26 protein-coding genes and 1 pseudogene are annotated in these 22,679 nt (G+C 59.3%); 8 read left to right on the top strand and 19 right to left on the bottom strand.

All coding sequences use genetic code 11. The features are described 5' to 3' along the window. Positions 1–17: 17 nt before the first annotated feature. Genes ccoP through ccoN form a run of 4 tightly spaced genes read right to left on the bottom strand, consistent with a single transcriptional unit; the run spans position 18 to position 3,398 of the window. Positions 18–881: a cytochrome-c oxidase, cbb3-type subunit III gene (gene ccoP, locus NKI95_RS24395; protein ID WP_352719796.1), complete on the bottom strand. Its 864-nt coding sequence runs from the start codon at positions 879–881 to the stop codon at positions 18–20. 2 nt (positions 882–883) lie between these two features. Then, a complete protein-coding gene (locus tag NKI95_RS24390; protein WP_352719794.1) occupies positions 884–1,033 on the bottom strand; it encodes a cbb3-type cytochrome c oxidase subunit 3 in 150 nt (49 codons plus the stop codon). Between the two features lie 11 nt (positions 1,034–1,044). After that, positions 1,045–1,776 carry a cytochrome-c oxidase, cbb3-type subunit II gene (ccoO, locus tag NKI95_RS24385; RefSeq protein WP_352464066.1) on the bottom strand — a complete coding sequence of 244 codons (732 nt, stop codon included), beginning with the start codon at positions 1,774–1,776 and terminating at the stop codon, positions 1,045–1,047. An 11-nt stretch (positions 1,777–1,787) separates the two neighbouring features. Then, positions 1,788–3,398: a cytochrome-c oxidase, cbb3-type subunit I gene (ccoN, locus tag NKI95_RS24380; RefSeq protein ID WP_352719792.1), complete on the bottom strand. Its 1,611-nt coding sequence runs from the start codon at positions 3,396–3,398 to the stop codon at positions 1,788–1,790. 241 nt (positions 3,399–3,639) lie between these two features. Between ccoN and NKI95_RS34495 the strand changes: the two genes are divergently transcribed. Next, positions 3,640–4,056, top strand: a complete 417-nt coding sequence (locus NKI95_RS34495; protein ID WP_502909239.1) for a hemerythrin domain-containing protein — start codon at positions 3,640–3,642, stop codon at positions 4,054–4,056. Here the strand turns inward: NKI95_RS34495 and NKI95_RS24370 are convergent. Next, positions 4,053–4,781, bottom strand: coding sequence for a Crp/Fnr family transcriptional regulator (locus NKI95_RS24370; RefSeq protein ID WP_352719788.1), 729 nt, complete (start codon positions 4,779–4,781; stop codon positions 4,053–4,055). The two genes, NKI95_RS34495 and NKI95_RS24370, sit on opposite strands and share 4 nt — an antisense overlap. A gap of 154 nt (positions 4,782–4,935) precedes the next feature. Between NKI95_RS24370 and hemN the strand changes: the two genes are divergently transcribed. Then, positions 4,936–6,285, top strand: a complete 1,350-nt coding sequence (gene hemN / locus NKI95_RS24365; RefSeq protein WP_352719786.1) for an oxygen-independent coproporphyrinogen III oxidase — start codon at positions 4,936–4,938, stop codon at positions 6,283–6,285. 12 nt (positions 6,286–6,297) lie between these two features. Here the strand turns inward: hemN and NKI95_RS24360 are convergent, their stop codons facing one another. The 6 genes from NKI95_RS24360 to NKI95_RS24335 all read right to left on the bottom strand — a co-directional run bounded on the left by NKI95_RS24360 (position 6,298) and on the right by NKI95_RS24335 (position 11,387). Then, positions 6,298–6,729 (bottom strand): potassium channel family protein, encoded by a 432-nt coding sequence (locus NKI95_RS24360; RefSeq protein ID WP_352719783.1) that lies wholly within the window; start codon positions 6,727–6,729, stop codon positions 6,298–6,300. 44 nt (positions 6,730–6,773) lie between these two features. Further along, positions 6,774–7,253, bottom strand: coding sequence for a group III truncated hemoglobin (locus NKI95_RS24355; RefSeq protein WP_352719781.1), 480 nt, complete (start codon positions 7,251–7,253; stop codon positions 6,774–6,776). 39 nt (positions 7,254–7,292) lie between these two features. Continuing rightward, a complete protein-coding gene (locus tag NKI95_RS24350; RefSeq protein ID WP_352719778.1) occupies positions 7,293–8,162 on the bottom strand; it encodes an SUMF1/EgtB/PvdO family nonheme iron enzyme in 870 nt (289 codons plus the stop codon). A 73-nt stretch (positions 8,163–8,235) separates the two neighbouring features. Continuing rightward, entirely contained in the window at positions 8,236–9,339 is a 1,104-nt protein-coding gene (gene nirK / locus NKI95_RS24345; RefSeq protein ID WP_352719776.1) for a copper-containing nitrite reductase, read from the bottom strand. A gap of 249 nt (positions 9,340–9,588) precedes the next feature. Then, complete coding sequence (locus tag NKI95_RS24340) at positions 9,589–10,035, bottom strand: pseudoazurin (protein WP_352719774.1); 447 nt, start codon at positions 10,033–10,035, stop codon at positions 9,589–9,591. Positions 10,036–10,184: 149 nt separating this feature from the next. Continuing rightward, positions 10,185–11,387 carry an NnrS family protein gene (locus tag NKI95_RS24335; RefSeq protein WP_352719772.1) on the bottom strand — a complete coding sequence of 401 codons (1,203 nt, stop codon included), beginning with the start codon at positions 11,385–11,387 and terminating at the stop codon, positions 10,185–10,187. Positions 11,388–11,639: 252 nt separating this feature from the next. Between NKI95_RS24335 and NKI95_RS24330 the strand changes: the two genes are divergently transcribed. Next, a complete protein-coding gene (locus tag NKI95_RS24330; protein WP_352719770.1) occupies positions 11,640–12,344 on the top strand; it encodes a Crp/Fnr family transcriptional regulator in 705 nt (234 codons plus the stop codon). On the opposite strand, the gene NKI95_RS24325 is transcribed toward NKI95_RS24330, so the two are convergent. The 4 genes from NKI95_RS24325 to NKI95_RS24310 form a co-directional block, all read right to left on the bottom strand. Beyond that, positions 12,341–12,556 (bottom strand): DUF1858 domain-containing protein, encoded by a 216-nt coding sequence (locus NKI95_RS24325; RefSeq protein ID WP_352719768.1) that lies wholly within the window; start codon positions 12,554–12,556, stop codon positions 12,341–12,343. The two genes, NKI95_RS24330 and NKI95_RS24325, sit on opposite strands and share 4 nt — an antisense overlap. A gap of 91 nt (positions 12,557–12,647) precedes the next feature. Beyond that, positions 12,648–12,986 carry a DUF779 domain-containing protein gene (locus NKI95_RS24320; protein WP_352719766.1) on the bottom strand — a complete coding sequence of 113 codons (339 nt, stop codon included), beginning with the start codon at positions 12,984–12,986 and terminating at the stop codon, positions 12,648–12,650. 65 nt (positions 12,987–13,051) lie between these two features. Then, complete coding sequence (adh, locus tag NKI95_RS24315) at positions 13,052–14,569, bottom strand: aldehyde dehydrogenase (protein WP_352719764.1); 1,518 nt, start codon at positions 14,567–14,569, stop codon at positions 13,052–13,054. A gap of 144 nt (positions 14,570–14,713) precedes the next feature. Then, positions 14,714–15,682: a helix-turn-helix domain-containing protein gene (locus NKI95_RS24310; RefSeq protein ID WP_352464088.1), complete on the bottom strand. Its 969-nt coding sequence runs from the start codon at positions 15,680–15,682 to the stop codon at positions 14,714–14,716. Positions 15,683–16,378: 696 nt separating this feature from the next. Here NKI95_RS24310 and blh point away from each other — a divergent pair. Genes blh through NKI95_RS24285 form a run of 5 tightly spaced genes read left to right on the top strand, consistent with a single transcriptional unit; the run spans position 16,379 to position 19,626 of the window. After that, positions 16,379–17,674 carry a bifunctional sulfur transferase/dioxygenase Blh gene (gene blh / locus NKI95_RS24305; RefSeq protein ID WP_352719762.1) on the top strand — a complete coding sequence of 432 codons (1,296 nt, stop codon included), beginning with the start codon at positions 16,379–16,381 and terminating at the stop codon, positions 17,672–17,674. A 26-nt stretch (positions 17,675–17,700) separates the two neighbouring features. Continuing rightward, positions 17,701–18,012: a sulfite-sensing transcriptional repressor BigR gene (gene bigR, locus NKI95_RS24300; RefSeq protein ID WP_352719939.1), complete on the top strand. Its 312-nt coding sequence runs from the start codon at positions 17,701–17,703 to the stop codon at positions 18,010–18,012. Then, positions 18,009–18,419 (top strand): YeeE/YedE family protein, encoded by a 411-nt coding sequence (locus tag NKI95_RS24295; RefSeq protein WP_352464092.1) that lies wholly within the window; start codon positions 18,009–18,011, stop codon positions 18,417–18,419. Before bigR ends, NKI95_RS24295 begins: the two co-directional genes overlap by 4 nt. 20 nt (positions 18,420–18,439) lie before the next feature. After that, positions 18,440–18,847, top strand: a complete 408-nt coding sequence (locus NKI95_RS24290) for a DUF6691 family protein (protein WP_352516579.1) — start codon at positions 18,440–18,442, stop codon at positions 18,845–18,847. Then, positions 18,844–19,626 carry a sulfite exporter TauE/SafE family protein gene (locus NKI95_RS24285; RefSeq protein WP_352464093.1) on the top strand — a complete coding sequence of 261 codons (783 nt, stop codon included), beginning with the start codon at positions 18,844–18,846 and terminating at the stop codon, positions 19,624–19,626. Before NKI95_RS24290 ends, NKI95_RS24285 begins: the two co-directional genes overlap by 4 nt. Before the next feature lie 315 nt (positions 19,627–19,941). Here NKI95_RS24285 and NKI95_RS24280 read toward each other — a convergent pair. The 4 genes and pseudogenes from NKI95_RS24280 to NKI95_RS24265 form a co-directional block, all read right to left on the bottom strand. Further along, a pseudogene (locus tag NKI95_RS24280) lies at positions 19,942–20,248 on the bottom strand (hypothetical protein); the annotation flags it as partial. Between the two features lie 180 nt (positions 20,249–20,428). After that, positions 20,429–21,121 (bottom strand): amino acid ABC transporter permease, encoded by a 693-nt coding sequence (locus NKI95_RS24275; RefSeq protein WP_352464095.1) that lies wholly within the window; start codon positions 21,119–21,121, stop codon positions 20,429–20,431. Positions 21,122–21,139: 18 nt separating this feature from the next. Continuing rightward, positions 21,140–21,856: an amino acid ABC transporter permease gene (locus NKI95_RS24270; protein ID WP_352719760.1), complete on the bottom strand. Its 717-nt coding sequence runs from the start codon at positions 21,854–21,856 to the stop codon at positions 21,140–21,142. A gap of 69 nt (positions 21,857–21,925) precedes the next feature. Then, a partial coding sequence (locus tag NKI95_RS24265) for a transporter substrate-binding domain-containing protein (RefSeq protein ID WP_352719758.1) occupies positions 21,926–22,679 on the bottom strand: 754 nt, incomplete at its 5' end.

The following is a 22,679-nucleotide window of genomic DNA, read 5'->3' as shown; positions in this document are numbered from 1 at the left end:
GGGAATAGAACCCCCCTCTATTCCCCACCGCCAAGCGAATGGATGTAGACGGCGAGCTCCTTGACTTTGGTGTCGCCAAGACGTTCGCCCCAGGCTGGCATCACGCCCTGTCTGGGCGCGCGAACCTGGGCAGCGATCGATGCTTCCCCGGATCCGTAAAGCCAGATGGCATCGGTCAAGTCGGGCGCGCCAAACTCCATGTTGCCTTTTGCATTTTCGCCATGACACGCCACGCAATTCTCCGCGAAGACCTTGGCACCCGGCTCGACCAGACTTTCGTCTTGAACAGGTCCCGACAGGCTGGCGACATAGGCGCTGACCTTCCTGATCTGGTCAGCTGTGATAATGTCGCCAAAGGCCGGCATTTCGGATAGGCGTGTGTCCGGGTCCGATGAAAAACGGATGCCGTGTGTGATCGTCTGCTGGATCTGCTCGGCACTTCCGCCCCACAGCCAATCGTCGTCGTTGAGATTGGGAAAGCCGCTGGACCCTTGAGCGCCGGAGCCGTGGCACTGCACGCAATTGACCTTGAACGCGGCGCCACCGGCCGCACCCGCGAATTCGCGCAGCGCATCGTCGGCGGCAATCTCCAGGACAGTTTTCGACTGTACAGCCGCAACATACTTGCCCTTGGCGATTTCCGCTGCGGCGAGCTCGTTCTTCACATCATTTCGGCTCGAATAGCCGATTACGCCTTTGGTCGCGGAGCTCAGCATCGGCCATGCTGGATAGGCGATGGTATAGCCGATCGCCCAGAGGATGGTGATGTAAAAGGTCGTGATCCACCAGCGCGGAAGCGGATTGTTGAGCTCCCGGATGCCATCCCACTCATGGCCGGTGGTTGAAATGCCCGAGACTTCATCGATATGCTCGTTGCTCATTGTCAATCGTCCTTGAGAGGTATCCGGGCGGCTTCGTCAGCTTGCCTGCGGCCGCCGGGGCGAAGCGCGAAGGCACTGCATCCGACGAAGAAAAGCGCCATGGCGAGCAGGCCCCAGCTGTCGGCAAATTCCCGCATCAGATTGTAATTCATCGATATCTTCCTCAGCGGTAGCCGGCGGCCTCATCATAGTTTTTGAAGTCGACCAGCGTGCCGAGCATCTGGAGGTAAGCGACAAGGGCATCCATTTCGGTGACCTGCTGCGGATTACCGTCGAAATCACCGAGCTTGGCCTTCGGATAGCGTGCTTCGAGGCCGGACGTGTCGACGTTGGCATCCGCTTGTGCCATGAGATCGGCATTGGCATTAGCAATCATGTCATCGGAGTAGGGGACGCCGACACGCTTGTTGGCGATAAGATGTGTCGAGAAGTCCTTCACCTCGATCGGTGTATTTTTCAGGAATGCGTAGCTTGGCATGATCGATTCCGGCACCACAGAGCGCGGGTCGGTAAGATGCTGGACGTGCCATCCATTCGAATAACGGTCGCCCACCCGCGCGAGGTCCGGTCCGGTGCGTTTCGATCCCCACTGGAACGGGTGGTCGTACATCGACTCGGCCGCCAGGCTGTAATGCCCATAGCGCTCGACTTCGTCGCGGAACGGCCTGATCATCTGGCTATGGCAGAGGTAGCAGCCCTCGCGCACATAGATGTTGCGGCCGGCGAGCTCGAGCGGCGAATAGGGCCGCATGCCTTCGACTTTCTCGATCGTATTGTCGAGATAGAAGAGCGGCGCGATCTCGACTATGCCGCCGACCGTCACCACCAGAAGGGAGCCCACGAGAAGAAGCGTGGCGTTCTTCTCGATCACGGCATGTTTGTCCATCAAGCCCATTTTCTGGCTCCTTATTCGGCAGGCTGGAGGGCGGGAACAGGATCCGGCATCGGTTGCTCCTCGCGCTGGTAGCCGAGGATCGTCATCGCGATGTTCCACGCCATGATCAGCATTCCGGCGAGATACATCGCGCCGCCCAGAGCGCGCATGACATAATAGGGATGCATGGCTGCGACGGTCTCGGCGAAGGAGTAGACCAGGAAGCCCTGCTCGTCGTATTCGCGCCACATCAGGCCCTGCATGACGCCGGAGACCCACATCACCGCGGCGTAAACGACGATCCCAAGCGTCGCCAGCCAGAAGTGCCTGTTGACGAGCCGCAGCGAATAAAGCCGGTCGCGGTTCCATAACTTCGGGACCATGAAATAGATCGCGCCGAACGAGATCATGCCAACCCATCCGAGCGCGCCCGAATGGACGTGACCGATGGTCCAGTCGGTGTAGTGCGAGAGCGAGTTGACGGCCTTGATTGACATCATCGGGCCTTCGAAGGTCGACATCCCGTAGAAGGCGATGGCCATGACCATCATACGGATGATCGGGTCGGTGCGCAGCTTGTCCCAGGCGCCCGAGAGCGTCATCAGGCCGTTTATCATGCCGCCCCACGAAGGCATCCAGAGCATGATCGAGAACACCATACCGAGCGTCTGGGCCCAGTCCGGCAGAGCGGTGTAGTGGAGGTGGTGCGGACCGGCCCAGATGTAGAGAAAGATCAAAGCCCAGAAGTGGATGATCGACAGCCTGTAGGAATAGACAGGTCGGTTGGCCTGCTTGGGCACGAAATAATACATCATGCCGAGGAAGCCGGCGGTGAGGAAGAAGCCGACGGCATTGTGGCCGTACCACCACTGCGTCAAGGCATCCTGGACGCCGGAGAAAGCTGAATAGCTCTTTGAACCCACGAACGAGACGGGCATCGATAGATTATTGATCACATGCAGCATCGCGATCGTCACGATGAAGGACAGATAGAACCAGTTGGCGACGTAGATGTGCGGTTCCCTGCGCTTCAGGATGGTGCCGAGGAACAGGACGAGGTAGGCGACCCACACAATGGTCAGCCACAGGTCCACATACCATTCGGGCTCGGCGTATTCGCGGCTCTCGGTGATTCCGAGCAGGTAGCCGGTTGCAGCCATGACGATGAACAGCTGATAGCCCCAGAATACGAACCAGGCGAGATCGCCGCCGAACAGCCGGGCACGACAGGTCCGCTGCACGACATAAAGCGACGTGCAAATGAGCGCATTGCCGCCGAAGGCAAAGACCACGCCGGAAGTATGCAAAGGCCGTAAGCGGCCGAAGTTGAACCAGGGCTCGATGTTAAGATCCGGGTAGGCAAGCTGCAGCGCGATCACCACGCCGACCAGCATTCCCACCACGCCCCAGAACATAGTGGCGATGGCACCGTAGCGGATCGGCCCATCCATATAGGCGGACGGATCGATTGCCGCGGGCGCTGCGAAGCTCGTGTTGCGAAGAAGGATGGTGATAAAGCCAAGCAGCACGATGAGCAGCACCCACATGTGCTGCCGAAAAGGTTCGTCCACACCGAAGCCGGCAGCTACCAGCGCGACAAAGGCGAAAAGGCCCAAAGCGACGATTTCTGTGCCGAACTTCATGACATGTCCCCGAGGTCGGATTCCGATGCGCGGACGCCAATCCGCATCGACACCAATTCAGCAGTCTCCCGATCGCCGCCTTGATCCATGTCAAAGCCATTTGCTTTTGGATTGGGCAGCTTTGATCTCGCAAACGGTCAGGAGGCTGTCATTGAACAGGGAGAGGGAGCGGGAATCGTCGCGGTTCGAAACAGGCCGCGACAGTTCGACATCCGGCAGAGAGGCGGTCCCAGCGGCGTTGATGAAACGCGCGCATCTGGACAAACTGCAGCTCTGTGATGTCCTGGAAAGAATCGCCGACACCTTGCCGAGTGTCGACCGCCTGAAATGCCTTGGCACAGCCAACGCGATCGTCCCGTTGTTGCGCAACATTCATCAATATGAAGAGACGATCATCTTTCCCGCCTACGAGGCTTCTGTCGCTGGCAGCGATGCCAACCTTGCCTCAGTCCGACGACTGCGCGCCGAGCATGTCGAGGACGAATGCTTTGCCGGTGAGGTGACCGAAATCCTGCTGGCGATCGGCCATGGCGAGAGGTTGCACAACCCGGAAGCCGTCGGGTTCATGCTGCGCGGGTTCTTCGAAAGCATGCGCCGGCATATCGCGTTCGAACGCGAGCATGTCTTGCCCATGATCGCGATGACCGACGAGCACTAGGCGCCTGAACGCCGCTCCAGCCGGCTCAAGTTGTCCACCCTCACGTGCCGATTGTTCTCGATCCGGATCACGCCGTCGGTCCGCAGCCTGGTCAACTGGCGGCTAACCGTCTCGATCGTCAGGCCAAGGAAGTCGGCGATGTCGGCGCGTGTCAGCGGCAGATCGAAACTCGCCGACCTAGCGGCTGGATCAATCGTGGGATCGATGTTCTTGGCGATCATCAAGAGAAAACTCGCCACTTTTTCCGAAGCGGTCTTGCGCCCCAGCGTCAGCATCCAGTCGCGTGCATGGTCGAGCTCGTTCAGCGTTTGCTTGAGCAGGCGATGCTCGAGCTCTGGTGATTCCTTCATCATCCGTTCGATAGCCGCTTTTGGAAATGAGCATAGGGAAACTGCCGTTGCGGCTTCCGCGTTGATTGCGCTTTCCACCTTGAACGGCCGTCCCAGAAAGTCGGGCGCAAACTGGAGGCCGACGATCTGCTGGCGACCATCGGAAAGGCTCTTTGTCAGCTTCACCACACCCGAAAGCACGTTCGAATAGCTGTCGACGGTCTCTGCGTCGCCGATCAGTTCGAACCCTGGGTCAACGCTGTGTCTTGATGACGTCTTGGCGAGTGCGACCAACTGGTCGGGATCGAGCGCACCGCAGACACCGCGATGCCGTGCCTCACAAGACTGGCAAAGTACTGGACTGCCGGAACTGTGAACATCTTGGCGCACTGTCATCATGATTGTCCGAACATTCAAAGTACCGGCACGATAGCACCGGCGGCTGCAAATCTCTTGCGGCAGTTTGTTCGCAAAGGGCCTTGACCGAAATCAAGGCGGCGATGGGGACCTGCAGCCAGGATTCAACTTTGTAAGGATGACGGAAGGCGACATGCGACCGGAATTGGCTGCCAGACTCGGCGAGAATGTGCCCCGCTACACCAGCTATCCTACCGCGCCGCATTTTCACGCGGGCGTCGATGCCGCCGTTTGTCGTGGCTGGCTGGAGGCGCTCGAAAGTGGCGGCGGGATCTCGCTCTATCTGCACATCCCCTATTGCGATAGACTCTGCTGGTTCTGTGCGTGTCATACCAAGCAGACACGCCATTACGAACCGGTGACTGCATATCTTCGTTCGCTGCATGCGGAGATCGCGACGGTTGCGGGTTTTGTCGCCAGCAAGGGCCATGTCCGCGCCGTGCATTTCGGCGGCGGTTCGCCAACCATGCTGAAGCCCGAGGATATGGTGGCGTTGGGGACTGCCTTACGGAACAGCTTCGATTTTGTTAAGGACGCAAAAATCAGCGTCGAGATCGATCCCAACGACATGGACGAGGCGCGCCTCGATGCACTGTGCGAAATCGGCATGACCAGGGCAAGCCTCGGTGTGCAGGACTTTGACCCGAAGGTGCAGAAGGCGATCAACCGCGAGCAGAGCTTCCTGCAGACCAAGACGGTTGTCGACGGAGTTCGTTCACGCGGCGTCGGTTCCGTCAATCTGGACCTGCTCTACGGCTTGCCGCACCAGACCAGCGAGAGCGTCTGTTCCACCGTAGCGCAGGCGCTGACCCTGGAACCAGACAGGATGGCGCTGTTCGGCTACGCGCATGTGCCCTGGTTCAAGAAGCACCAGACGATGATCGACGAAGCGTGGCTGCCTGGCCGTGCGGAGCGGTACGCTCAATCGCAAATTGCCGCCGACCTCGTACTGAAGGCAGGGTATGAAGCGGTGGGCTTCGACCATTTCGCCAAGCCAAGCGATGCGTTGGCGCAAGCAGCCCGTACAGGCACCTTGCATCGCAATTTCCAGGGCTACACCGAGGATCGCTGCGAGACACTGATCGGGCTTGGCCCTTCATCCATCAGCCGTTTTCGCCAGGGTTACGCGCAGAACATGCCGGCGACGGCAGAGTACGGTCGCATGGTTGCAGGGGGCGGACTGGCCGCGGTCCGCGGCATCGCATTTTCCGATGATGACTGCGTCCGGGGCTGGATCATCGAGCGACTGATGTGCGATTTCGCCTTTTCGGCGATCGAACTGGTAGAGCGCTTCGGCGAGCGTGGCCAGCGGCTCCTTTTCAAGGCAAGTTCCCTGGCGATTAACGATCCGGCCCGGTTGCTGGAGCTCGATGGCGACAATTTCGTCGTCCCGGCGGAAAGTCGCCCGTTTGTTCGCAGCATCGCAGCAATGTTCGACGCTTATCTTGAGAGCGGCAAGGGCAGGCATTCGGTGGCAGTTTGAGCGCTGCCGCGGTCAGAAATGCTCGCCGGCTTTGAACGGGCCGATCCGGGTCCCCGCCGCGATCAGGTACGCGGTCGACCAGCCTATCAGCAGGAATCCATTCACCCCCTCAAGTGCCGCCAATACGCGCCATGCGTGAGCGGGTACGATGTCACCGTAGCCGACCGTCGAAAAGGTGATGGTGGAAAAGTAGAGTGCGGTTTCGAAGTCGGCGAAGATATCGAGCAACCGGTAAAGTCCGGCCCAAACCCAGACCTCCGCTGTCATCACGGCGAAGAGCCCCATGACCACGCTGATCATCGCGACTGTTCGGCTGCGGTGCCCATGCATGCGAAATCGCGCCACCAGATGTCCCATCGCGCGAGTGACTGCGATAAGGCCAAAAGTGTGAATTACTACCGTCAGGCTTATGACGATCGTACCGACGAAGAGGTTGAGAGCCATCCAAGGAAATTACGAAATTCGAAGGAAGCATTCCTTGCGCGAAGTCAATCCGGCCGGGTTTCGCCGATGCCTGCCGGTTCGCCATCGCCCGTCACAACGGGAGCGAGACGAAAGAACATCGCCAGCTTCAGGCTTGTCGCGATCCGTTCAGCGCGGTCGACGAACACCGCAGCCGTTTCCGGGGCGAAGAGTTCGACCGCCGTCTGCCGGAACAAGGCCAGCCAGACATCGAAATCGGCCTCGGTGACATCCTTGAGTTTGAGGTGCGCCGGCACCGGTCGTCCTTGGTAGTCGCCGCTCTTCAGGATAACGGAACACCAGAAATCCGTCATTTTCTCGAGATGAGGTTCCCAATCGCCGGTGATTTCGCGCGCGAAAATCGGTCCAAGACGCCTGTCCTTCCTGACCTTTGCATAGAATTCGCGGACCAATCTTCCGATCGTCGTGCGCTCGACGCCGGTATGGTCCAGCGGCCGTTCCGCGACGGGACCCGCCCGATCGGCAGAAGCTGATTTCAATGTCATCATGCACTCTTGTATGCGTCAGGAAAATGTGTTTGTGCGTCAGGAAAATCCTAGGCGCCGAAGGGCAGCCTGCACAGGGCTGGGTCGGTCGCGGACAAGCCGGAAACCCAAATTGTCAGGCGGCGTCCCGACTGCGCAACCGCCGCTTTTTCCATCCCGAATGAAGTTGGACATGTAGGTGCGGTGAAATCCCTCGACAACGTGTACGCCGCAATTGTCGATAGAACTCTCGATCCGCTTGCCATCAATCGCTATTATGGCGTGGGAATAGCATGTCGAGGTCCATTCCCAGACATTTCCCGCAATATCTGCCACGCCTTTTGAATTGGTGCCGAAGGACCCCTGAGCCCTCGGTTCCGGATCAGGTTTCCGCCCAAGCGCAGTCTCGAGCCGATACCGGGTGAGCCACCGCCGCGCCGGGTTGTTCGGGTCGCCTTCGCCCTCAATGTCACCTCGGAACTGTTCGCTGGCCGCATAAGCCCACTCGACGTCCGTTGGCAGCCGCCATGCCTGTCCCGTGCGGGCTGACAGCCAGGTCGCATAGACTTCCGCATCTATGTGGCTGACACCGGTGACCGGAATGTCGCCACTCTTGCGTGAGTCGGCGGGCTTGCAGGCGCCGTCCGCTACGCAGCGTCCGTATTCCGAAATGCTTACCTGATATTTCATGATCTCCAGCGGCGCCTCCATGGTTTGCTGCACGATGGGCGCTGCGACGGGATGGTTCCCCTTGAGGAACTCCCCAGCCTGTGGGTGCTCGAACGAGCCGGATCCCAGGACGACCAGTTCGCTCACTGCGGTCTGGTGGGGGAGGCCAAAAGGGCGCGTGTCGAGCGCATGGCTTACGCCCCAACCGATCAATGCGACGGCCGCAGTTGTTCCGAAGGTAATGACGGGGTCAAAGGACATGGTGCCAACTCCGGCCGCAAGCGCAACCCCTTTGGCTCCGCCGCGGGGTCGCACCGAGGATCGGATCTCCGCTCTACGAGGTGATAGCCCTGGGCGCTTCGACCTGCATCATCAGATCGTCGTCCCAGTTTCCCTCGACCATGAAATGCGCGGTCGCGCCGAGTTCGACTGCCTCGATCAGATTGTGGTTGACATAGGCATAGATGCCAGGCTGCAGGAACGTATACAGCGCCGCCCCTGCCGACCCGCCACGGATGAACCAGGTTTCCAGATCCTTGGCCGGTGGGTTGGCGAACTTGCCGTGTTCCCAGACAAAGTCGCCATGACCCCCGATCAGGTGCGGACGCGTGTCGCGGTTGGCCTGGGAATGAACGAGCAACATGGTTTCACCGACCCTTGCTTTCATGGCATTGTCGCCGGTCAGCGAACCAGCCCTGCCATTGAACACCACATGCGTCGGGATTAGCCCGCGCATCACCTTGAGGGTATCGTCGTAATTGTCGCCGGCGGTTTCATATTTCTTGAATTTTCCCTGCTCGTCGCTAGGGATGTAGAAGTCGTTCTCGCCGATGTAGTAGATGCGATCATACCGAACGGGGTTGCCCTTCTCGTCCTTGAGGCCGTCGCGTGGCAGCACCATCACCGCGCCGCTCATCCCCGATACGACGTGCCACGGGATCATCGCGCCGCCGGGTGCGCAGTGATAGACGAACGTTCCAGCCCGCGTGGCCTTGAAGCGCAGCGTAACCTGCTCGCCCGGATTGACCAGCGTCAGCTCGCCGCCGCCGAGCCCGCCAGTGGCAGCATGGAAATCGATATTGTGGGCGAGAGTATTGGTGTCTGGATTGATGAGGGTAAGCTCAAGATAATCGCCTTCATGCACGACCATCAGAGGGCCTGGGATCGAACCATTGTAAGTCATCGCATTGAGCTGCGTGCCGTCGGCGTCAATGACCATCGGTTTCTCCTCGATCGTCATGGTGAATTCAACGATCTTTGGACCGCCCTTGGCGACCTGATCGTGAGCATGCACGAATGGCGGCGGGACCAGCGTTATCTTTTCACGGGGCAGCCCGGCGACATCCTTGACGCTTGCCACTGCCGGCATTGCACCAATGGTGGCGACCGCGGCTGCGGTAAGAACAGAACCCAACAAAGCTTCGCGTCTCGTAAGCATTTCCATCTCCTTGGTGTCGGCCATTCGATGTCATCAGAATAGCCTCGGCTTCAGCCAAGTCTTTGCGCTAGCGCAAATCCATCGCGTCATTCAGTTTTCTGTGTTTCGGAGACTAATGTACCGACGGAAGGCATCGGCTTTGCTGCATGAAATCGGGAATCAAATAGGCCGGGCTGGACCTCCCCCTCGGTCCACCCGGCCTTCCCCCGGCCGCCGAAGCGGAGGGGATCTGCGAGATCTGAATGAAGGTCAGTTAGAAGCGGTTTTGGTCGCCTCGGCGAACAGTTCGGCGAATACCGGCTTGGCTTTCCCGACCTGCTTGACGGCTTCCGCCGCCGCCAGGTTGACGGGCTTGCCGACGACGATCAGCGCAACCATGCCCATGCCGTAATGTGGAGCGCACTTCACGCCATAGACCCCCTCCTGCGTAACGGTCACGGCAATTTCCGCGCTGGGCTTGCCCTTGAAGGCTTCAGCTCCGTCCGGAATCATGCCCTTGATGCTTTCGGCGTTGTGGGACTTGTCGGTGGGCACGAACTTGATCGTGTCTCCGGGCGCCGCCCGAACAAAGGCAGGCTGGAAGACCATTGAGCCTTTCTCTCCCTTGTTCAGCATCTGCACGACATGTTCTTCGGCATTTGCCGTACCGGCGATGGAGAGCAGGGCGATAGCGGCGGCAATCAGGGGCAGTTTCATTGGAATTCCTTTCTTGACTTCGTCACGGCACTAACCGTTGCGCTCTTCTACTGGACCGGCAGACGTGGTGATTTGCGCTGGCGCAAATTGGCGTGCGAAATATGCGTGGGAGAGCCCGTCTTGCCCGGCGAGCCGGCTCCCGCCCGCCTTCAAGCTGCGGTTCTTGACTGCCGCACTTGCAACCGTGGTCGAACCAGTATGCCGCCGAACAGGCCCGCATAGCCAACGAAGGATGCGATCCACAGTGCCGCAGAGATATGAAGGAGTACTGCCTCGGTGGGCGCGAACGCAGCTGCGATCCGAAAAATGGCCGCAAGCACGACCGCGGCAAAGATCCCACATGTGCCTGTACTTGCTCGCAGTTCACGGCCCGTGTGTCCGAGCGTGGCGCGGGTCATGACGGCCAGCGTCATACAGGCCAGCGCTCCGACGCCGAACGCATGAATGCCGGCCACCGCGGGCACTCTCTCGGGCACGAAGACAGCGAGGCCGGCAATCAGGAGGCCGATCGGCACGAAGGCGAATGCCACGTGCAGGACCAGCACCAGAGGATCGCGCAGCGTTCGGTCCCCAGCCCAACGAGCAAGCCGGACCGCATTGAGGACCGCTCCGGCGATCAGCACCGCGCCGGTGCCTGAAAGGGTAGGAAAGAAGGCCCAGGCCGCCAATCCGGCCGCAGAGAGTGCGATCGTCCCCACGTCGAACCTGCCGAACGGGACCGGCAGGCGCCCCGGTCTCTCACGCACCAGCCAGTTCCGGGTGAAGGAAGGAATGATGCGGCCGCCTATGATCATGACAAGGACGACCGCCGCGCCAAGACCGAGACGGCGGCTGGTGTCGGACATGCCTTGATAGTGCGCCTCGGCATGAAACATCATATTCGACGCCAGAAGTGCCGTCACCGGCAGCAGGACCTTGAGGTTTCGCCAGTTTCGGCCCGCGATGATTTCCGTGGCGGCAGCCGCAACGACTGCGAGAAGAAAGGCGCAGTCTATGACGGCACTGAGCAGCCAGCCTGCCTGCGCCGAAAAGAAGACGATGAATCGCCCCGCGGACCAAAGCAATACGAGGCCCAGCAGGGGAAGGCCCTGCACGGGAAGCCTTCCGGTCCAGTTCGGGATTGCGGTCAATAGGAAACCGGTCACAACGGCCGCCACATAGCCAAACAGCAACTCGTGGATATGCCAGTCCACGGGCGAGAAGCTGCTGGAGGTCTCGAGCCTGCCGTAAAACAGAGGCAGCCAGAACAGCATCGCCGCACCGCCATACAATGAGCCGATAAGAAAGAATGGCCGGAACCCGTAGGAGAGAACAGCCGGATAGGTGCTCGGCCGTGTTCGTGGAATTGCCATGACTTCCCTTCAAAGAGAAAAAACAGGTGGGCGTGATAGGCGACATGGACGGCCGCCACGTCGGTCCTTCTATCGTGACTGGGCAGACGGAATTTGCCGCAGCGCAAACGAGATTTGGAATTTCAGGGAAAGGCGGCGAATACGTGCCTCTTGCCGCACGAGGGCCGCCCATGACACATTCTATGACCGGGCTGCCCTGACCAGCGCGAACCTGGATGCATTGGGCGCAACAGCACTTGGGAGGGGACAGCGTTGGGTAGCCTCGATCGCTCGCTGATTGCCGGGCTTCCTGTCTTTGGGGGCATAGCCCCCACGGATCTCGACCGCATAATCGGCCAGGCCAGGTCGTTGAGGATTGCCAAGGACCAGCCGGTGTTCGAGCAGGAGCAGGAAGCAGATTCCTTTTTCTTGTTGCTCGACGGACATGTGCGCGTGGTGAAATCAACTCCCGATGGTCACGAGGTGACGGTGCGATACATAAGTCCGGGTGAGTTGATGGGCATCGCCCATGCGCTTGGCCTCACCACCTACCCGGCAAGTGCCATTGCCGCGGTTGATTGTATCGTTCTTGCCGGGCCGAGTCGCTTATGGCCGACATTTGCCGCCGATTTCCCCAGTTTCGGCTCCAATACGTACAAGGCCGTGGGCAGCAGGCTTCAGGACGCTCATTCGCGCGTCATCGAGATGTCCACCGAGCAGGTCGAACAGCGCGTCGCCCGTGGGCTGCTCAAGTTGGTCAAGCAGTCGGGCAAGAAGACCAACGAGGGCATCCTTATAGATTTCCCGATCTCACGTCAGGACATTGCCGAGATGACCGGCACGACGCTTCACACAGTCAGCCGGCTGCTCTCGGCATGGGAAAACCAAGGATTGGTCAAAAGCGGACGCCAGAAAGTGATGGTGGTCGAGCCTCACCGGCTCCTGGTAATTGCGGAAGGGCGTGATGAAAAAGCCTAATCCGGGTCACCCGCATTTGTCGCCGCCAGCAGGTCGCGACGGAGTTCTTCTTCACTCAGATCGTGCTCTCGTGCCGCGTCGGAAACGGTGTGAAACGAAGCAATCGGGCAGCCGACGCAAAGCATCCCGTGCTGGAGCACCACCCGGATGGTCGCCGGCGACCCGCGCATGATTTCGTCCATCGCCGCATCGTCGCTGAATTTGCGTTTCATGCCGCTTGTCCGCGTTTGGAGAGCGACATCCTGCTGCTGGTTTCAGGGATGTTCGTTGCGCTGAGGCAAACAAGAATCAGTTCGGCCTACCTCACGCCTGAACGACGCAGATCGTCGATCGCGTCAGGAATCTCTTCTCCCGCCCATTGTCGAGCGAGAACATGCCGCCGCGGCCAGGCACCACATCGATAACAAGATTCGTATGCTTCCAGGCCTCGAATTGCGAAGCCCCGATGTAGAACGGCGCGCCGTGGATGTGGCCGAGCAACACATCGTGATCGCCGATGATGAAACCGGTACGCGGATAGCACATGGGCGAAGAGCCGTCGCAGCAGCCGCCGGATTGGTGGAACAGCACCGGTCCATGCTCGGCAACGATCTCCGCGATCAGTTCGAGCGCTGCCGGCGTTGCCGTGACTTTCGCATGCATGGCTTTTCCGATTTTTTACCCTGGGGCGCGGCCCTCGCGGGGCCGCGCAGTAGACGAAAAGACGATCAGAAGAAGCCAAGCTTTTTCGGACTATAGCTGACCAGCATATTCTTGGTCTGCTGGTAGTGGTCGAGCATCATCTTGTGCGTCTCGCGACCGATGCCCGACTGCTTGTAGCCGCCGAAGGCGGCATGCGCGGGGTAGGCGTGGTAGCAATTGGTCCAGACCCGGCCGGCCTGGATCGCGCGGCCAAAGCGGTAGGCGCGGTTGCCGTCACGCGTCCAGACACCGGCGCCAAGGCCGTAGAGCGTGTCGTTGGCTATTGCCAGCGCGTCCTGATCGTCCTTGAAGGTCGTAACCGAAACCACCGGTCCGAAAATCTCCTCCTGGAAGATGCGCATCTTGTTGTTGCCCTTGAACACCGTGGGCTTGACGTAATAGCCACCCGCCAGGTCACCCGGCAAAAGGTTGCGGGTGCCGCCGGTCAACACTTCCGCGCCTTCCTGAAGGCCGATGTCGATGTACGACAGGATCTTTTCCAACTGCTCGGACGAGGCCTGGGCACCGATCATCGTCGCCGGATCGAGTGGATCGCCCTGCACGATCGCCTCGACACGCTTGAGGGCACGTTCCATAAATCGGTCGTAGATCGACTCATGGATGAGGGCGCGGCTGGGGCAGGTGCAGACTTCGCCCTGGTTCAGGGCGAACATGACAAAGCCTTCGATCGCCTTGTCGAAGAAGTCGTCGTCCTCGGCGATGACATCCTTGAAGAAGATGTTGGGCGACTTGCCGCCCAGTTCCAGCGTGACCGGGATCAGGTTTTGGCTGGCGTATTGCATGATCAGGCGGCCCGTCGTGGTCTCGCCGGTAAAGGCGATCTTGGCAATGCGCGGCGAGGAGGCGAGCGGCTTGCCGGCCTCGAGGCCGAAGCCGTTGACGATGTTGAGCACGCCTGGCGGCAACAGATCGCCGACGAGATCGGCCCACAGCAAGATGGCGGCCGGGGTCTGCTCGGCAGGCTTCAGGACCACGCAGTTTCCGGCGGCAAGTGCCGGTGCAAGTTTCCAGCAGGCCATCAGCAGCGGGAAGTTCCATGGGATAATCTGTCCGACCACGCCGAGCGGCTCATGGAAATGATAGGCGACGGTGTCGTCGTCGATCTGCGAAAGGCTGCCTTCCTGGCCTCGTAGGGCGCCGGCGAAATAGCGGAAATGGTCAATGGCGAGCGGCAGGTCGGCCGCGGTCGTTTCGCGGATCGGCTTGCCATTGTCCCAGGTTTCGGCGCACGCGAGAAGATCGAGGTTTTCCTCCATGCGGTCGGCGATGCGGTTGAGGATGAGCGACCGCTCGGCTACGCTGGTGCGCGCCCAGGTGTCTTTGGCCGCATGGGCCGCGTCAATCGCCGCCTCGATGTCATGGGCGTCCGAACGCGCCACTTCGCACAGCAGCTGACCGTTTACCGGTGAGTGGTTCTCGAAGTAGCGGCCGGAGTGGGGCTCTGCCCATTTGCCGCCGATGAAGTTGCCATAGCGCTTGTCGAACGGCGCCTTGACCGCACGTGAGAATTCTACCTTGTTCATGTTCTCCTCCCAAAGTCGACGCCGCGGGATGCGACGCTTAAGGGGAGAGACTTGCGATTTCCGCCGCCATTGTCACCGTGGCGAGGACAGTAGCCGGGCGCGGTGTGTCGCAGAATTGCGACAGTCATGTGAGTTTTCGAATGGTCAGTGGGACCTATGGACGTCCAGGCGATTGAGCTTGCGATGAAGCGTCGCGCGGCTGATCCCAAGCGCCTGCGCAGCAGCCGACACATTTCCGTCTGCTCGCGCCAGCGCCCGCTGCAGAACGCCGCGCTCCGCCTCGGCGAGAACTGCGGGGCCGCTCTCCGTCCAACCGAGCAGATCGGCCGCGGGCATCGGCTTGTCGAGACACAGCTGGGTAATTCCAAGCGCCAGGCGAGCCGACCGCGTCGCGCCGACCACAAGGTCGTCCGCATCAACCGCGATCAGCGCGCCGGAGCCCTTGTCGGCTACTGGCGCCAGAAGGATCCGCGCCTTCGGGAAGGCCATCCTGAAGTTCTCCGCCTCAATCCGACGCACCGCGTCGACCACGGCCACCGAAATGAGATTGGCGAAGGCTTCGGTCAGATCGGCCCGGCAGGAAGACACGTCAAGCGCAGCCACAAGATCTCCCCGGTGATCATAGATCGGTGCCGTGGTGCAACTCAGCCCCGTGTTGCGCGTGTGGAAGTGCTGGTCGCGATGGATTGTCAGCGCTCGCTGTTCCACCAGGCAGGTGCCGATCCCGTTGGTGCCCTGGCTTTCTTCGTTCCAGATAGAGCCGGTCCACAAGCCCCAGGAATGAAAAGTCTCGTCGTCGACGGGCGCGCCGCGCCGCTCGACCGGCACGCCGTCACGATCGGCAAGAAGCACGCAGCAGCCAACCCCGCCCACCGCGAGATAGAGACGGTCCAGGCTGGATTGGGCCGCCCGGACGAGCGGTTCAATGCGTTGCCGGGCCGCGATCAACTCCATTTCCGTCAGGTAGCGTGGGGGCCTGCAATCGGCGGGATCGAGCCGGTGCAAACTGGAAGAGCGTCGCCAAGAGGCGACCAGCGCGGACTTCGCGGCGGCGTCCGAAGCGATCGCGGCCTGAATGCGGTCGGCATGACGACCGGACAGATCCTCGCTCATGTCCATCCTCCCTTTCAGCTTCTGGAACAGCCTGCCTCAGAAGAGGCAACGTTGGCATAGCACCAGGTTCCGCCTTCAATCACCACGCTGTCAATTCGACAGAAGCACCAGAAGGCACATCCTTATGTTTCCCGTCAGTTAGTGATGTTTGGCAGATCGACAGTCATTCCTCGCCAGTGCACCTTTCGGTGTTGATGCCCCAAAGCCTACAAGTACGAATTACGAATTCATTGATCGAGGGCAAAGACGAACCACTATGTTCAGCCGCCGTACCGTGCGGAACGATGCGGGAAGGTTCTGATATTGGCCGGCCCATGAAGGCAAGGATCAGATACCTCGGCTTCATTACAGATCAGTGCTATCAAAGCATGTTCGCCCGGCACCAGTTCAAAAGGAGCCCTCACGGGCGCCGGCATGTGGCTACAAGAAGGGCAGCGACCGATATTTCTCGATCGTGAAGCTCGGCAGGGCAGCCATGAGCTTCCGAGCTGCCCAGCGGGCGGTCTCCAGATCTCCGTTCATCGCCGACCAGGGGGCGAGGTATCGATAGAAATGATGATGCCGGCAGGGGCGGCGATGACCTTACGGGCGGAAAGGCTGTGGCCATAGGTGCCCGCTCGCTTTTTCGCCGCGACACCCTTGCGTCAAATATCATTATACATTATATGCAATTGTATATTGACGTTAGGAGCAGACATGAGAATGATCCGTGTGAACGATAGGCTTTCCGTAGGTCCGCAGCCCGCACTATCTGAAATTCTGTTGCTTACTGATCAGAAGTTCGCAGGAGTGATAAACGTTCGGCCTGATTTGGAAGAGCCCGCCCAGCCCGGAAACGAAGCTGAACGAGAGGCCGCCGATCGAGCGCGCATCTCCTACAAATTCATACCTGTCACAATGCCGACCATCACAGAAGCGGACGTGCGGTCCTTCCAGGCAGCTATGGCCAATGTTGGTGGCGCGGTCTTTGCCCACTGCAAGACCGGCACCCGCGCATTGAGCCTATATGCCTTGGGCGAGGCGCTCGATGGCCGAATGTCGCCTGTCGAGATTACTGCAATGGGCCAGAATCTCGGGGTAGACCTGTCGGCAGCAAGCCGGTGGTTGGAAGGGCACAGGCGGACTCGACCGGTAGTGAAGGGGTTTTTCGACCCCCGAACATGGAGCGCGCAATATGTAGTTTCGGATCCCAGTACCCGCAAATGCGCGATTATCGACCCGGTGCTCGATTTTGATGAGAAGTCCGGGGCGACCACAACATCCAACGCCGATGCGATGCTTGATTATATTGCCGAAAAGGGACTGTCCGTTGAATGGATTCTCGATAGCCATCCTCATGCCGATCACTTTTCTGCTGCGCAGTACCTGAAGGGGAAGACCGGCGCGCCAACTGCGATAGGAGCGAGGGTCGTCGACGTCCAACGTTTGTGGCAAGGCATCTACAACCGACCTGAACTTCACACAGACGGCTCGCAGTGGGACAGGCTGTTTTCGGATGGAGACACTTTCAAGGTCGGTTCAATAGAGGCGCGCGTAATGTTCTCGCCCGGTCACACCCTAGCCTCGATCACCTATGTGATCGGTGATGCGACTTTTGTTCACGACACCATCTTCATGCCCGACAGCGGAACGGCTCGCGCTGATTTCCCTGGTGGTGACGCTCGCACGCTGTGGAGATCGATCCAGGCCATTCTGACGCTTCCAGACGAAACGCGGTTGTTTACTGGGCACGACTACCAGCCAGGCGGACGCGAACCCAAGTGGGAAAGCACGGTCGGCACTCAGAAGCGTACCAATGCACATCTGGCCGACATGACCGAAGAGGGCTTCGCCGCACTGCGTCAAGAGCGAGACCGTATGCTGCCTATGCCGAAGCTGATCCTCCATGCCTTGCAGGTCAACATCCGGGCTGGGCGTTTGCCGGAGCCGGAAGCAAACGGTAAGCGCTATCTAAAATTTCCCCTCAACGCATTGGGAGAAGTAGTGTGGTGAGCGAAATCCTTATCGATGAAACCGAAATGGAGATGTCGCTTGCCGCAATGGAATCCCGCGCCGGCGAAGTTGCAGCTCTTCTAAAGACACTGGCGCATCCAATGCGACTGATGCTCGTCTGCACCCTTGTTGAAGGAGAGCATTCGGTTAGCCAATTGGAAGATGAGCTCAACATCCATCAACCAAACCTATCCCAGCAGCTGACAGTGTTGCGGGACGCCAAAATTGTGGAAACCCGGCGCGACGGAAAACAGATCTTCTACCGGTTGACCGCCGAGAAGGCTGCTCAATTGGTTTCGGCGCTCTACACGATCTTCTGTTCGGACGGTCCGTCATGACCTCTTATCTTCCTTCGCTTTTGGGCGGGGCTCTGATCGGGCTTTCGTCTATGATGCTCTTGATCCTGAACGGTAGAATTGCCGGCATCAGCGGGATTGTTGGCGGGTTGCTCCAAGGCAACAATAGGTGGACAAACGCTGCCTTCGTCGTCGGGTTGCTGCTTGGCCCGGTCGGTTATTTCCTAACTTTTCATCATTGGCCGACCGCGACCATCACTGCGTCACTGCCGCTGGTTATGATAGCTGGTTTTCTGGTCGGTTTCGGATCCCGCATGGGTTCGGGTTGCACCAGTGGTCACGGAATAATGGGGCTGGCGCGGCTATCGCCGCGGTCAATTGTCGCCGTTGTGACGTTCCTTCTGAGCGGCGCTCTAGCCGTCGCGCTTCTCCACGGAGCAGTCTTGTGAGACACGCTAAATTACAGGTCATGGCGGCCCTGGCCGCGGGCACCATCTTTGGCTACGGTCTGGCGTTGTCGGGTATGCTTGATCCTGTCCGTGTACAGGGCTTTCTCGACGTCTCTGGCGCGTGGGATCCGAGCCTCGCATTCGTGTTGGGCGGCGCCGTTGCAGTTGCAACGGGAGGCACAGCCTGGATGGGGCAGATGTCACGACCATTTCTGGCGGAGACCTTCCATTTGCCTGTCAGTTCGCGGATTGACGCCCCCCTGGTTCTAGGTTCGGCGATTTTCGGCCTTGGATGGGGACTGGGCGGGTTCTGTCCTGGCCCTGCGGTAGCTTCGTTGTCTCTGGGATTATCGCCGGTACTTTTCGTAGCCTTAATGCTGGCGGGGATGGTTGCTCATGACCGCTGCTTTGTCCGAAGAGCATCATGACAGGTACTTTGTTTTCTGCTGTGGGCTCAGGGAGTCTGGTGGGCTTCACTCTTGGTATGGTCGGAGGCGGCGGATCGATCCTTGCCACGCCGCTCCTGCTCTATGTTGTCGGTGTCGCTCAGCCGCATATTGCCATCGGCACGGGCGCCCTGGCGGTGGCCGCCAACGCATTGGCGAACTTTGGAGGCCATGCCCTCAAGGGGCACGTCTGGTGGCGTTGTGCTATCGTATTTGCAGGACTGGGCTCGGTTGGGGCGCTCGCAGGTTCGACCTTGGGAAAGTCAATCGACGGGACGCATCTGCTTTTCTTTTTTGGGCTGCTTATGCTTGTGGTCGGCGCACTGATGCTTCGCCCGCGGCGCCGTTCTTCGACAGCAGGCCGACCTGTCGATGCCAAGATGTGTGCGATGACTGCTGCAGTCGCCGCCGTCGCCGGTGCGGCCTCTGGCTTCTTCGGAATTGGCGGCGGCTTCCTCATCGTTCCCGGATTGATCCTGGCGACCGGAATGCCGACGATCAATGCAATCGGCACGTCTTTGCTTGCCGTCGCAGCTTTCGGCCTCGCGACGGCCTTCAACTACGCCCTGTCGGGAATGGTCGACTGGCAACTGGCCGCAGAATTTATTGGAGGCGGCATTGGCGGCGGGTTGATCGGCATGTTTGTGGCGACACGCCTCGCTTCGTACAAGAACATGCTCAATCGGATCTTTGCCGTACTTGTAATTGTCGTCGCGGGCTATGTTCTCCACAGGAGTGTCGGTCAACTGGCAGGCGGATAGTTTAGAGTTGCAGCTTGATAGATTCGCCGATCGGAGGTGAGGTTTTTTCGCCTCGTGCGTTCATCACCCGGTCTTTGCTAGTAATGTATGCCCTGCAGCATGAGCCCAGAGACCAAGTAGTCTGTGATCACGGCCGTCACTGTCCGACGCGCCGCGTCCCGAACGGTCCCCAAATGACATTGGCTGGTGCCGATACTGATCGCCTCCGCCACCTGGCTTTCGTTCGGCGAGTATTCCTACGGGCCTTTCGGGAAGCGACAGTATGATCCTGCCGGAACATGAACGACGGGCAGCCGTGCAGACAGAACTGGCCAATCACCCTATCCGTCGAATTGTGGCTCCTCGTCGGCCTACGCATCGAACGAAGCGACCGCTGCGAGCTGGCCTCGACCCCGGCAGCGCGTCGAGCGGGACTTCAGGCAGCGCCGGCCATTTCCCCGGGCAGTTCGCCTCCGCGGACATTGACCTGCAGCGCATGCAAAATGAGCTTTGGCATCGGCAATGTCCTGTCGCGGGCCTCTCGAAGCTTGATGAAGTCCTGCTGCGATTGGCCGGCGACATGCGCATTTTTTGCTTTTTGTTGTTCCACTGAGCTCTCCCACAGTGACCCGCGCCCGCCCGGCGTTGCTGGCCGTCGAGCAAGCCCTCGGCCGCAGCTTGCGCCAGGGTTCGGAGTCGTCGTTTACATGAGCCCGCAGATCCTTTGCAGACACGCCCGATGCTCGTCGTCAGTTGTTTGCAGGCCGTACTGCGCGGTGAATTCCCCCGACCTCGATGCTTTAGAATTCCGAGGAGGTTCCGCTCAGGTCCGCACCCTCAGCGCCCGCTCCAGCCTGTCGGCAATCTGTGTGACGATATAGGCAATCACCATGTAGATCACGACGGCAATGACGAAGGCTTCGAGGTAGTAGTAGTTCAGCGCGGCGGTCAACTGGGACTGGGCGAAGATATCGACAACCTCGATGGCGAATCCGAGCGAAAGCGCCTTCATGATGACCATCATCGAGGTTGTCAGGTCGGGAATTGCCGTGAGGGCCACCTGGGGAAACAGAATCCGTCGGAACAGTTGGCCGCCCGTATAGCCCAGCGAATGGGCTGCGTCCGACTGACCGGTATCGAAGGCGTTGAGGGCTCCTTTGATGATCTCCGCTTGGAACGCCGCAACACAACCGGTGACTGCAATGACAAGGATTACCCAATTGGGCGTTTCGTGGGCGTTGAAGTTGATCCCGAGCAACGAGAGCAGGAACTGGAGTGCCGGGGGCAGACCGAAATAGGCGAGGAAAATCACGATCACCATCGGAACGCCCTTGAAGACGACCTTATAGGCCATGATGAGCTCTCGCAGCACGGGGATCCGCCTATATTCGACGAGCGCAAAAAGGCTGCCGACGATCGTGGACAGGATGAAAATCGTGAAAGCCATGCCGAGCGTCACGGGTACGGCGCCCAGAATTTCCTGCGAGTCCTGGAGCAGAATTTCGGTATCAAACATGGTCGGATTACCCTTTCGTCACACGCTCGCGACGGCCGCGTTCTTGATCTGAGCTGTTGTCGTCGCCTCTGGCGCTTGCATTGGTGAGCGGAGCTCGAAGAAGCGCACGATGAGCCACGCGACAAGGCACATCAGCGAATAGATGACCGCCAGCACCAGGTAGGTTTCGAACTGGTACTGGTTATAGTCGCGCTCCATGATCAAGTGCGCGGTCGCCATTACGTCCGCAGCCCCGATGTACATGACCAGCGCAACGTTATGGATCAGGTAGATGATGGAGTTTCCATAGCCCGGCAATGCGAAGTGCACCGCTTGCGGGCCGACTACGCGGGTGATCTTCTGTCGGAAGGTATATCCCAGACTGTCGGCCGCATCATGCTGGCCGCGATCGACGGCCAGGTATGCAGGTCGCATGACTTCCGACAGATACCCTCCATGATAGAGGCTCAGCCCCACCATCGCAGCGATCGTTGCAGAAATAAAATCCTCGGCGCCGAACAGGATTACCAACAAGGGCAGCCCGTAGAACGCGACGAACAACTGCAGGACGACGGGAACACTCCGGGCATAGGACACGTAGAGGTCAGTCAGATGACTGATCACCGGTATCCTCCGAACCCGGAGTGTTGTCGCGACGAGAGCCAAGCAAAAGCCCACGACCATAGCGGTAAAGGTGATGGCGAGCGTTAGCGGCAACGCCGAGAGCAGCTCGGGAATCATAGCAGAAACATCCACTTTGAAACGCTCCTTCTTTCAATTCAGCCTTACCGCTGGCTATCGCTACATCTTTGGGGAAATGTCCTGTTACTTCATGTATTTGACGATGTCCTCGCCGAACCATTTCTGCGAGAGTTTTTCGATCGTGCCATCGTCTTTTAATTCCTTGAGAACCTTGTTCACGTCGTCGGCTAAAACCTTGTTTTCGTCCGACCTGTGAATCAGCATGTAGGTGTTGTTGCTGAAGACCGGATCGGACGCCACAATATCGAGCTTCTTTTCCTCGATGACGGTCTGCTCACCGAGATTCGAAGGCAGAACAAGCGCGTCGAATTTGCCGTTCTGAACTTCGTCCAGTCGGTTCGGATAGGGAATACCGGCGCTAGATGCCGTTACATCAAGCTTGTATTGTGGATTTTCTTTTTGCCAGTTCATAATGAACTTGTATGTTCCACCGCCGGCCGTGGTCGGAACGATCCTCTTGCCGACCAGGTCCTTCATTTCCTTTATGCCGCTGCCTTTTTTGCTATAGATCTTCATCAGGCTGGCGCCCATGGGGTTTTCCGGAATGAAGAACTGCTTGGCGCGCTCAGGCGACTTGTAGTAGCCACCGACCGCGATGTCGTATTTGCCCGTGGCCAGGCCGGTTTCCTGCGCGATATCCGAAACACCTTCCATTTCAAACTTGTACTGCGGGAGCTTTGCGTTGATCGCTCTCAGAAGATCGGGCTCATAGCCTTGCGGCTCGACGCCGATCGCGCCCCATGCCAGCGGCTTGGATTCGGCAGACGTCGCGATCTTGATCGTGCGAACGGTCTGACCATAGCTGATCCCTGCGGTT

Source organism: Mesorhizobium sp. M0306 (assembly GCF_040321655.1).
Lineage (GTDB): Bacteria > Pseudomonadota > Alphaproteobacteria > Rhizobiales > Rhizobiaceae > Mesorhizobium.
This window is presented reverse-complemented; position numbering and strand designations above follow the sequence as displayed.

Coding starts and splice junctions, on each gene's coding strand:
- ccoP (WP_352719796.1), bottom strand. CDS start 881: ATGAGCAACGAGCATATCGATGAAGTCTCGGGCATTTCAACCACCGGC.
- ccoN (WP_352719792.1), bottom strand. CDS start 3,398: ATGAAGTTCGGCACAGAAATCGTCGCTTTGGGCCTTTTCGCCTTTGTC.
- NKI95_RS24275 (WP_352464095.1), bottom strand. CDS start 21,121: ATGTTTGATACCGAAATTCTGCTCCAGGACTCGCAGGAAATTCTGGGC.
- NKI95_RS24340 (WP_352719774.1), bottom strand. CDS start 10,035: ATGAAACTGCCCCTGATTGCCGCCGCTATCGCCCTGCTCTCCATCGCC.
- NKI95_RS24310 (WP_352464088.1), bottom strand. CDS start 15,682: ATGAGCGAGGATCTGTCCGGTCGTCATGCCGACCGCATTCAGGCCGCG.
- NKI95_RS24350 (WP_352719778.1), bottom strand. CDS start 8,162: ATGTCCTTTGACCCCGTCATTACCTTCGGAACAACTGCGGCCGTCGCA.
- NKI95_RS24295 (WP_352464092.1), top strand. CDS start 18,009: ATGACCTCTTATCTTCCTTCGCTTTTGGGCGGGGCTCTGATCGGGCTT.
- adh (WP_352719764.1), bottom strand. CDS start 14,569: ATGAACAAGGTAGAATTCTCACGTGCGGTCAAGGCGCCGTTCGACAAG.
- NKI95_RS24325 (WP_352719768.1), bottom strand. CDS start 12,556: ATGAAACGCAAATTCAGCGACGATGCGGCGATGGACGAAATCATGCGC.
- bigR (WP_352719939.1), top strand. CDS start 17,701: ATGGAGATGTCGCTTGCCGCAATGGAATCCCGCGCCGGCGAAGTTGCA.
- NKI95_RS24335 (WP_352719772.1), bottom strand. CDS start 11,387: ATGGCAATTCCACGAACACGGCCGAGCACCTATCCGGCTGTTCTCTCC.
- NKI95_RS24390 (WP_352719794.1), bottom strand. CDS start 1,033: ATGAATTACAATCTGATGCGGGAATTTGCCGACAGCTGGGGCCTGCTC.
- NKI95_RS24355 (WP_352719781.1), bottom strand. CDS start 7,253: ATGACATTGAAATCAGCTTCTGCCGATCGGGCGGGTCCCGTCGCGGAA.
- blh (WP_352719762.1), top strand. CDS start 16,379: ATGAGAATGATCCGTGTGAACGATAGGCTTTCCGTAGGTCCGCAGCCC.
- ccoO (WP_352464066.1), bottom strand. CDS start 1,776: ATGGGCTTGATGGACAAACATGCCGTGATCGAGAAGAACGCCACGCTT.
- nirK (WP_352719776.1), bottom strand. CDS start 9,339: ATGCTTACGAGACGCGAAGCTTTGTTGGGTTCTGTTCTTACCGCAGCC.
- NKI95_RS24320 (WP_352719766.1), bottom strand. CDS start 12,986: ATGCATGCGAAAGTCACGGCAACGCCGGCAGCGCTCGAACTGATCGCG.
- NKI95_RS34495 (WP_502909239.1), top strand. CDS start 3,640: ATGAAACGCGCGCATCTGGACAAACTGCAGCTCTGTGATGTCCTGGAA.
- NKI95_RS24285 (WP_352464093.1), top strand. CDS start 18,844: ATGACAGGTACTTTGTTTTCTGCTGTGGGCTCAGGGAGTCTGGTGGGC.
- hemN (WP_352719786.1), top strand. CDS start 4,936: ATGCGACCGGAATTGGCTGCCAGACTCGGCGAGAATGTGCCCCGCTAC.
- NKI95_RS24290 (WP_352516579.1), top strand. CDS start 18,440: ATGGCGGCCCTGGCCGCGGGCACCATCTTTGGCTACGGTCTGGCGTTG.
- NKI95_RS24370 (WP_352719788.1), bottom strand. CDS start 4,781: ATGACAGTGCGCCAAGATGTTCACAGTTCCGGCAGTCCAGTACTTTGC.
- NKI95_RS24360 (WP_352719783.1), bottom strand. CDS start 6,729: ATGGCTCTCAACCTCTTCGTCGGTACGATCGTCATAAGCCTGACGGTA.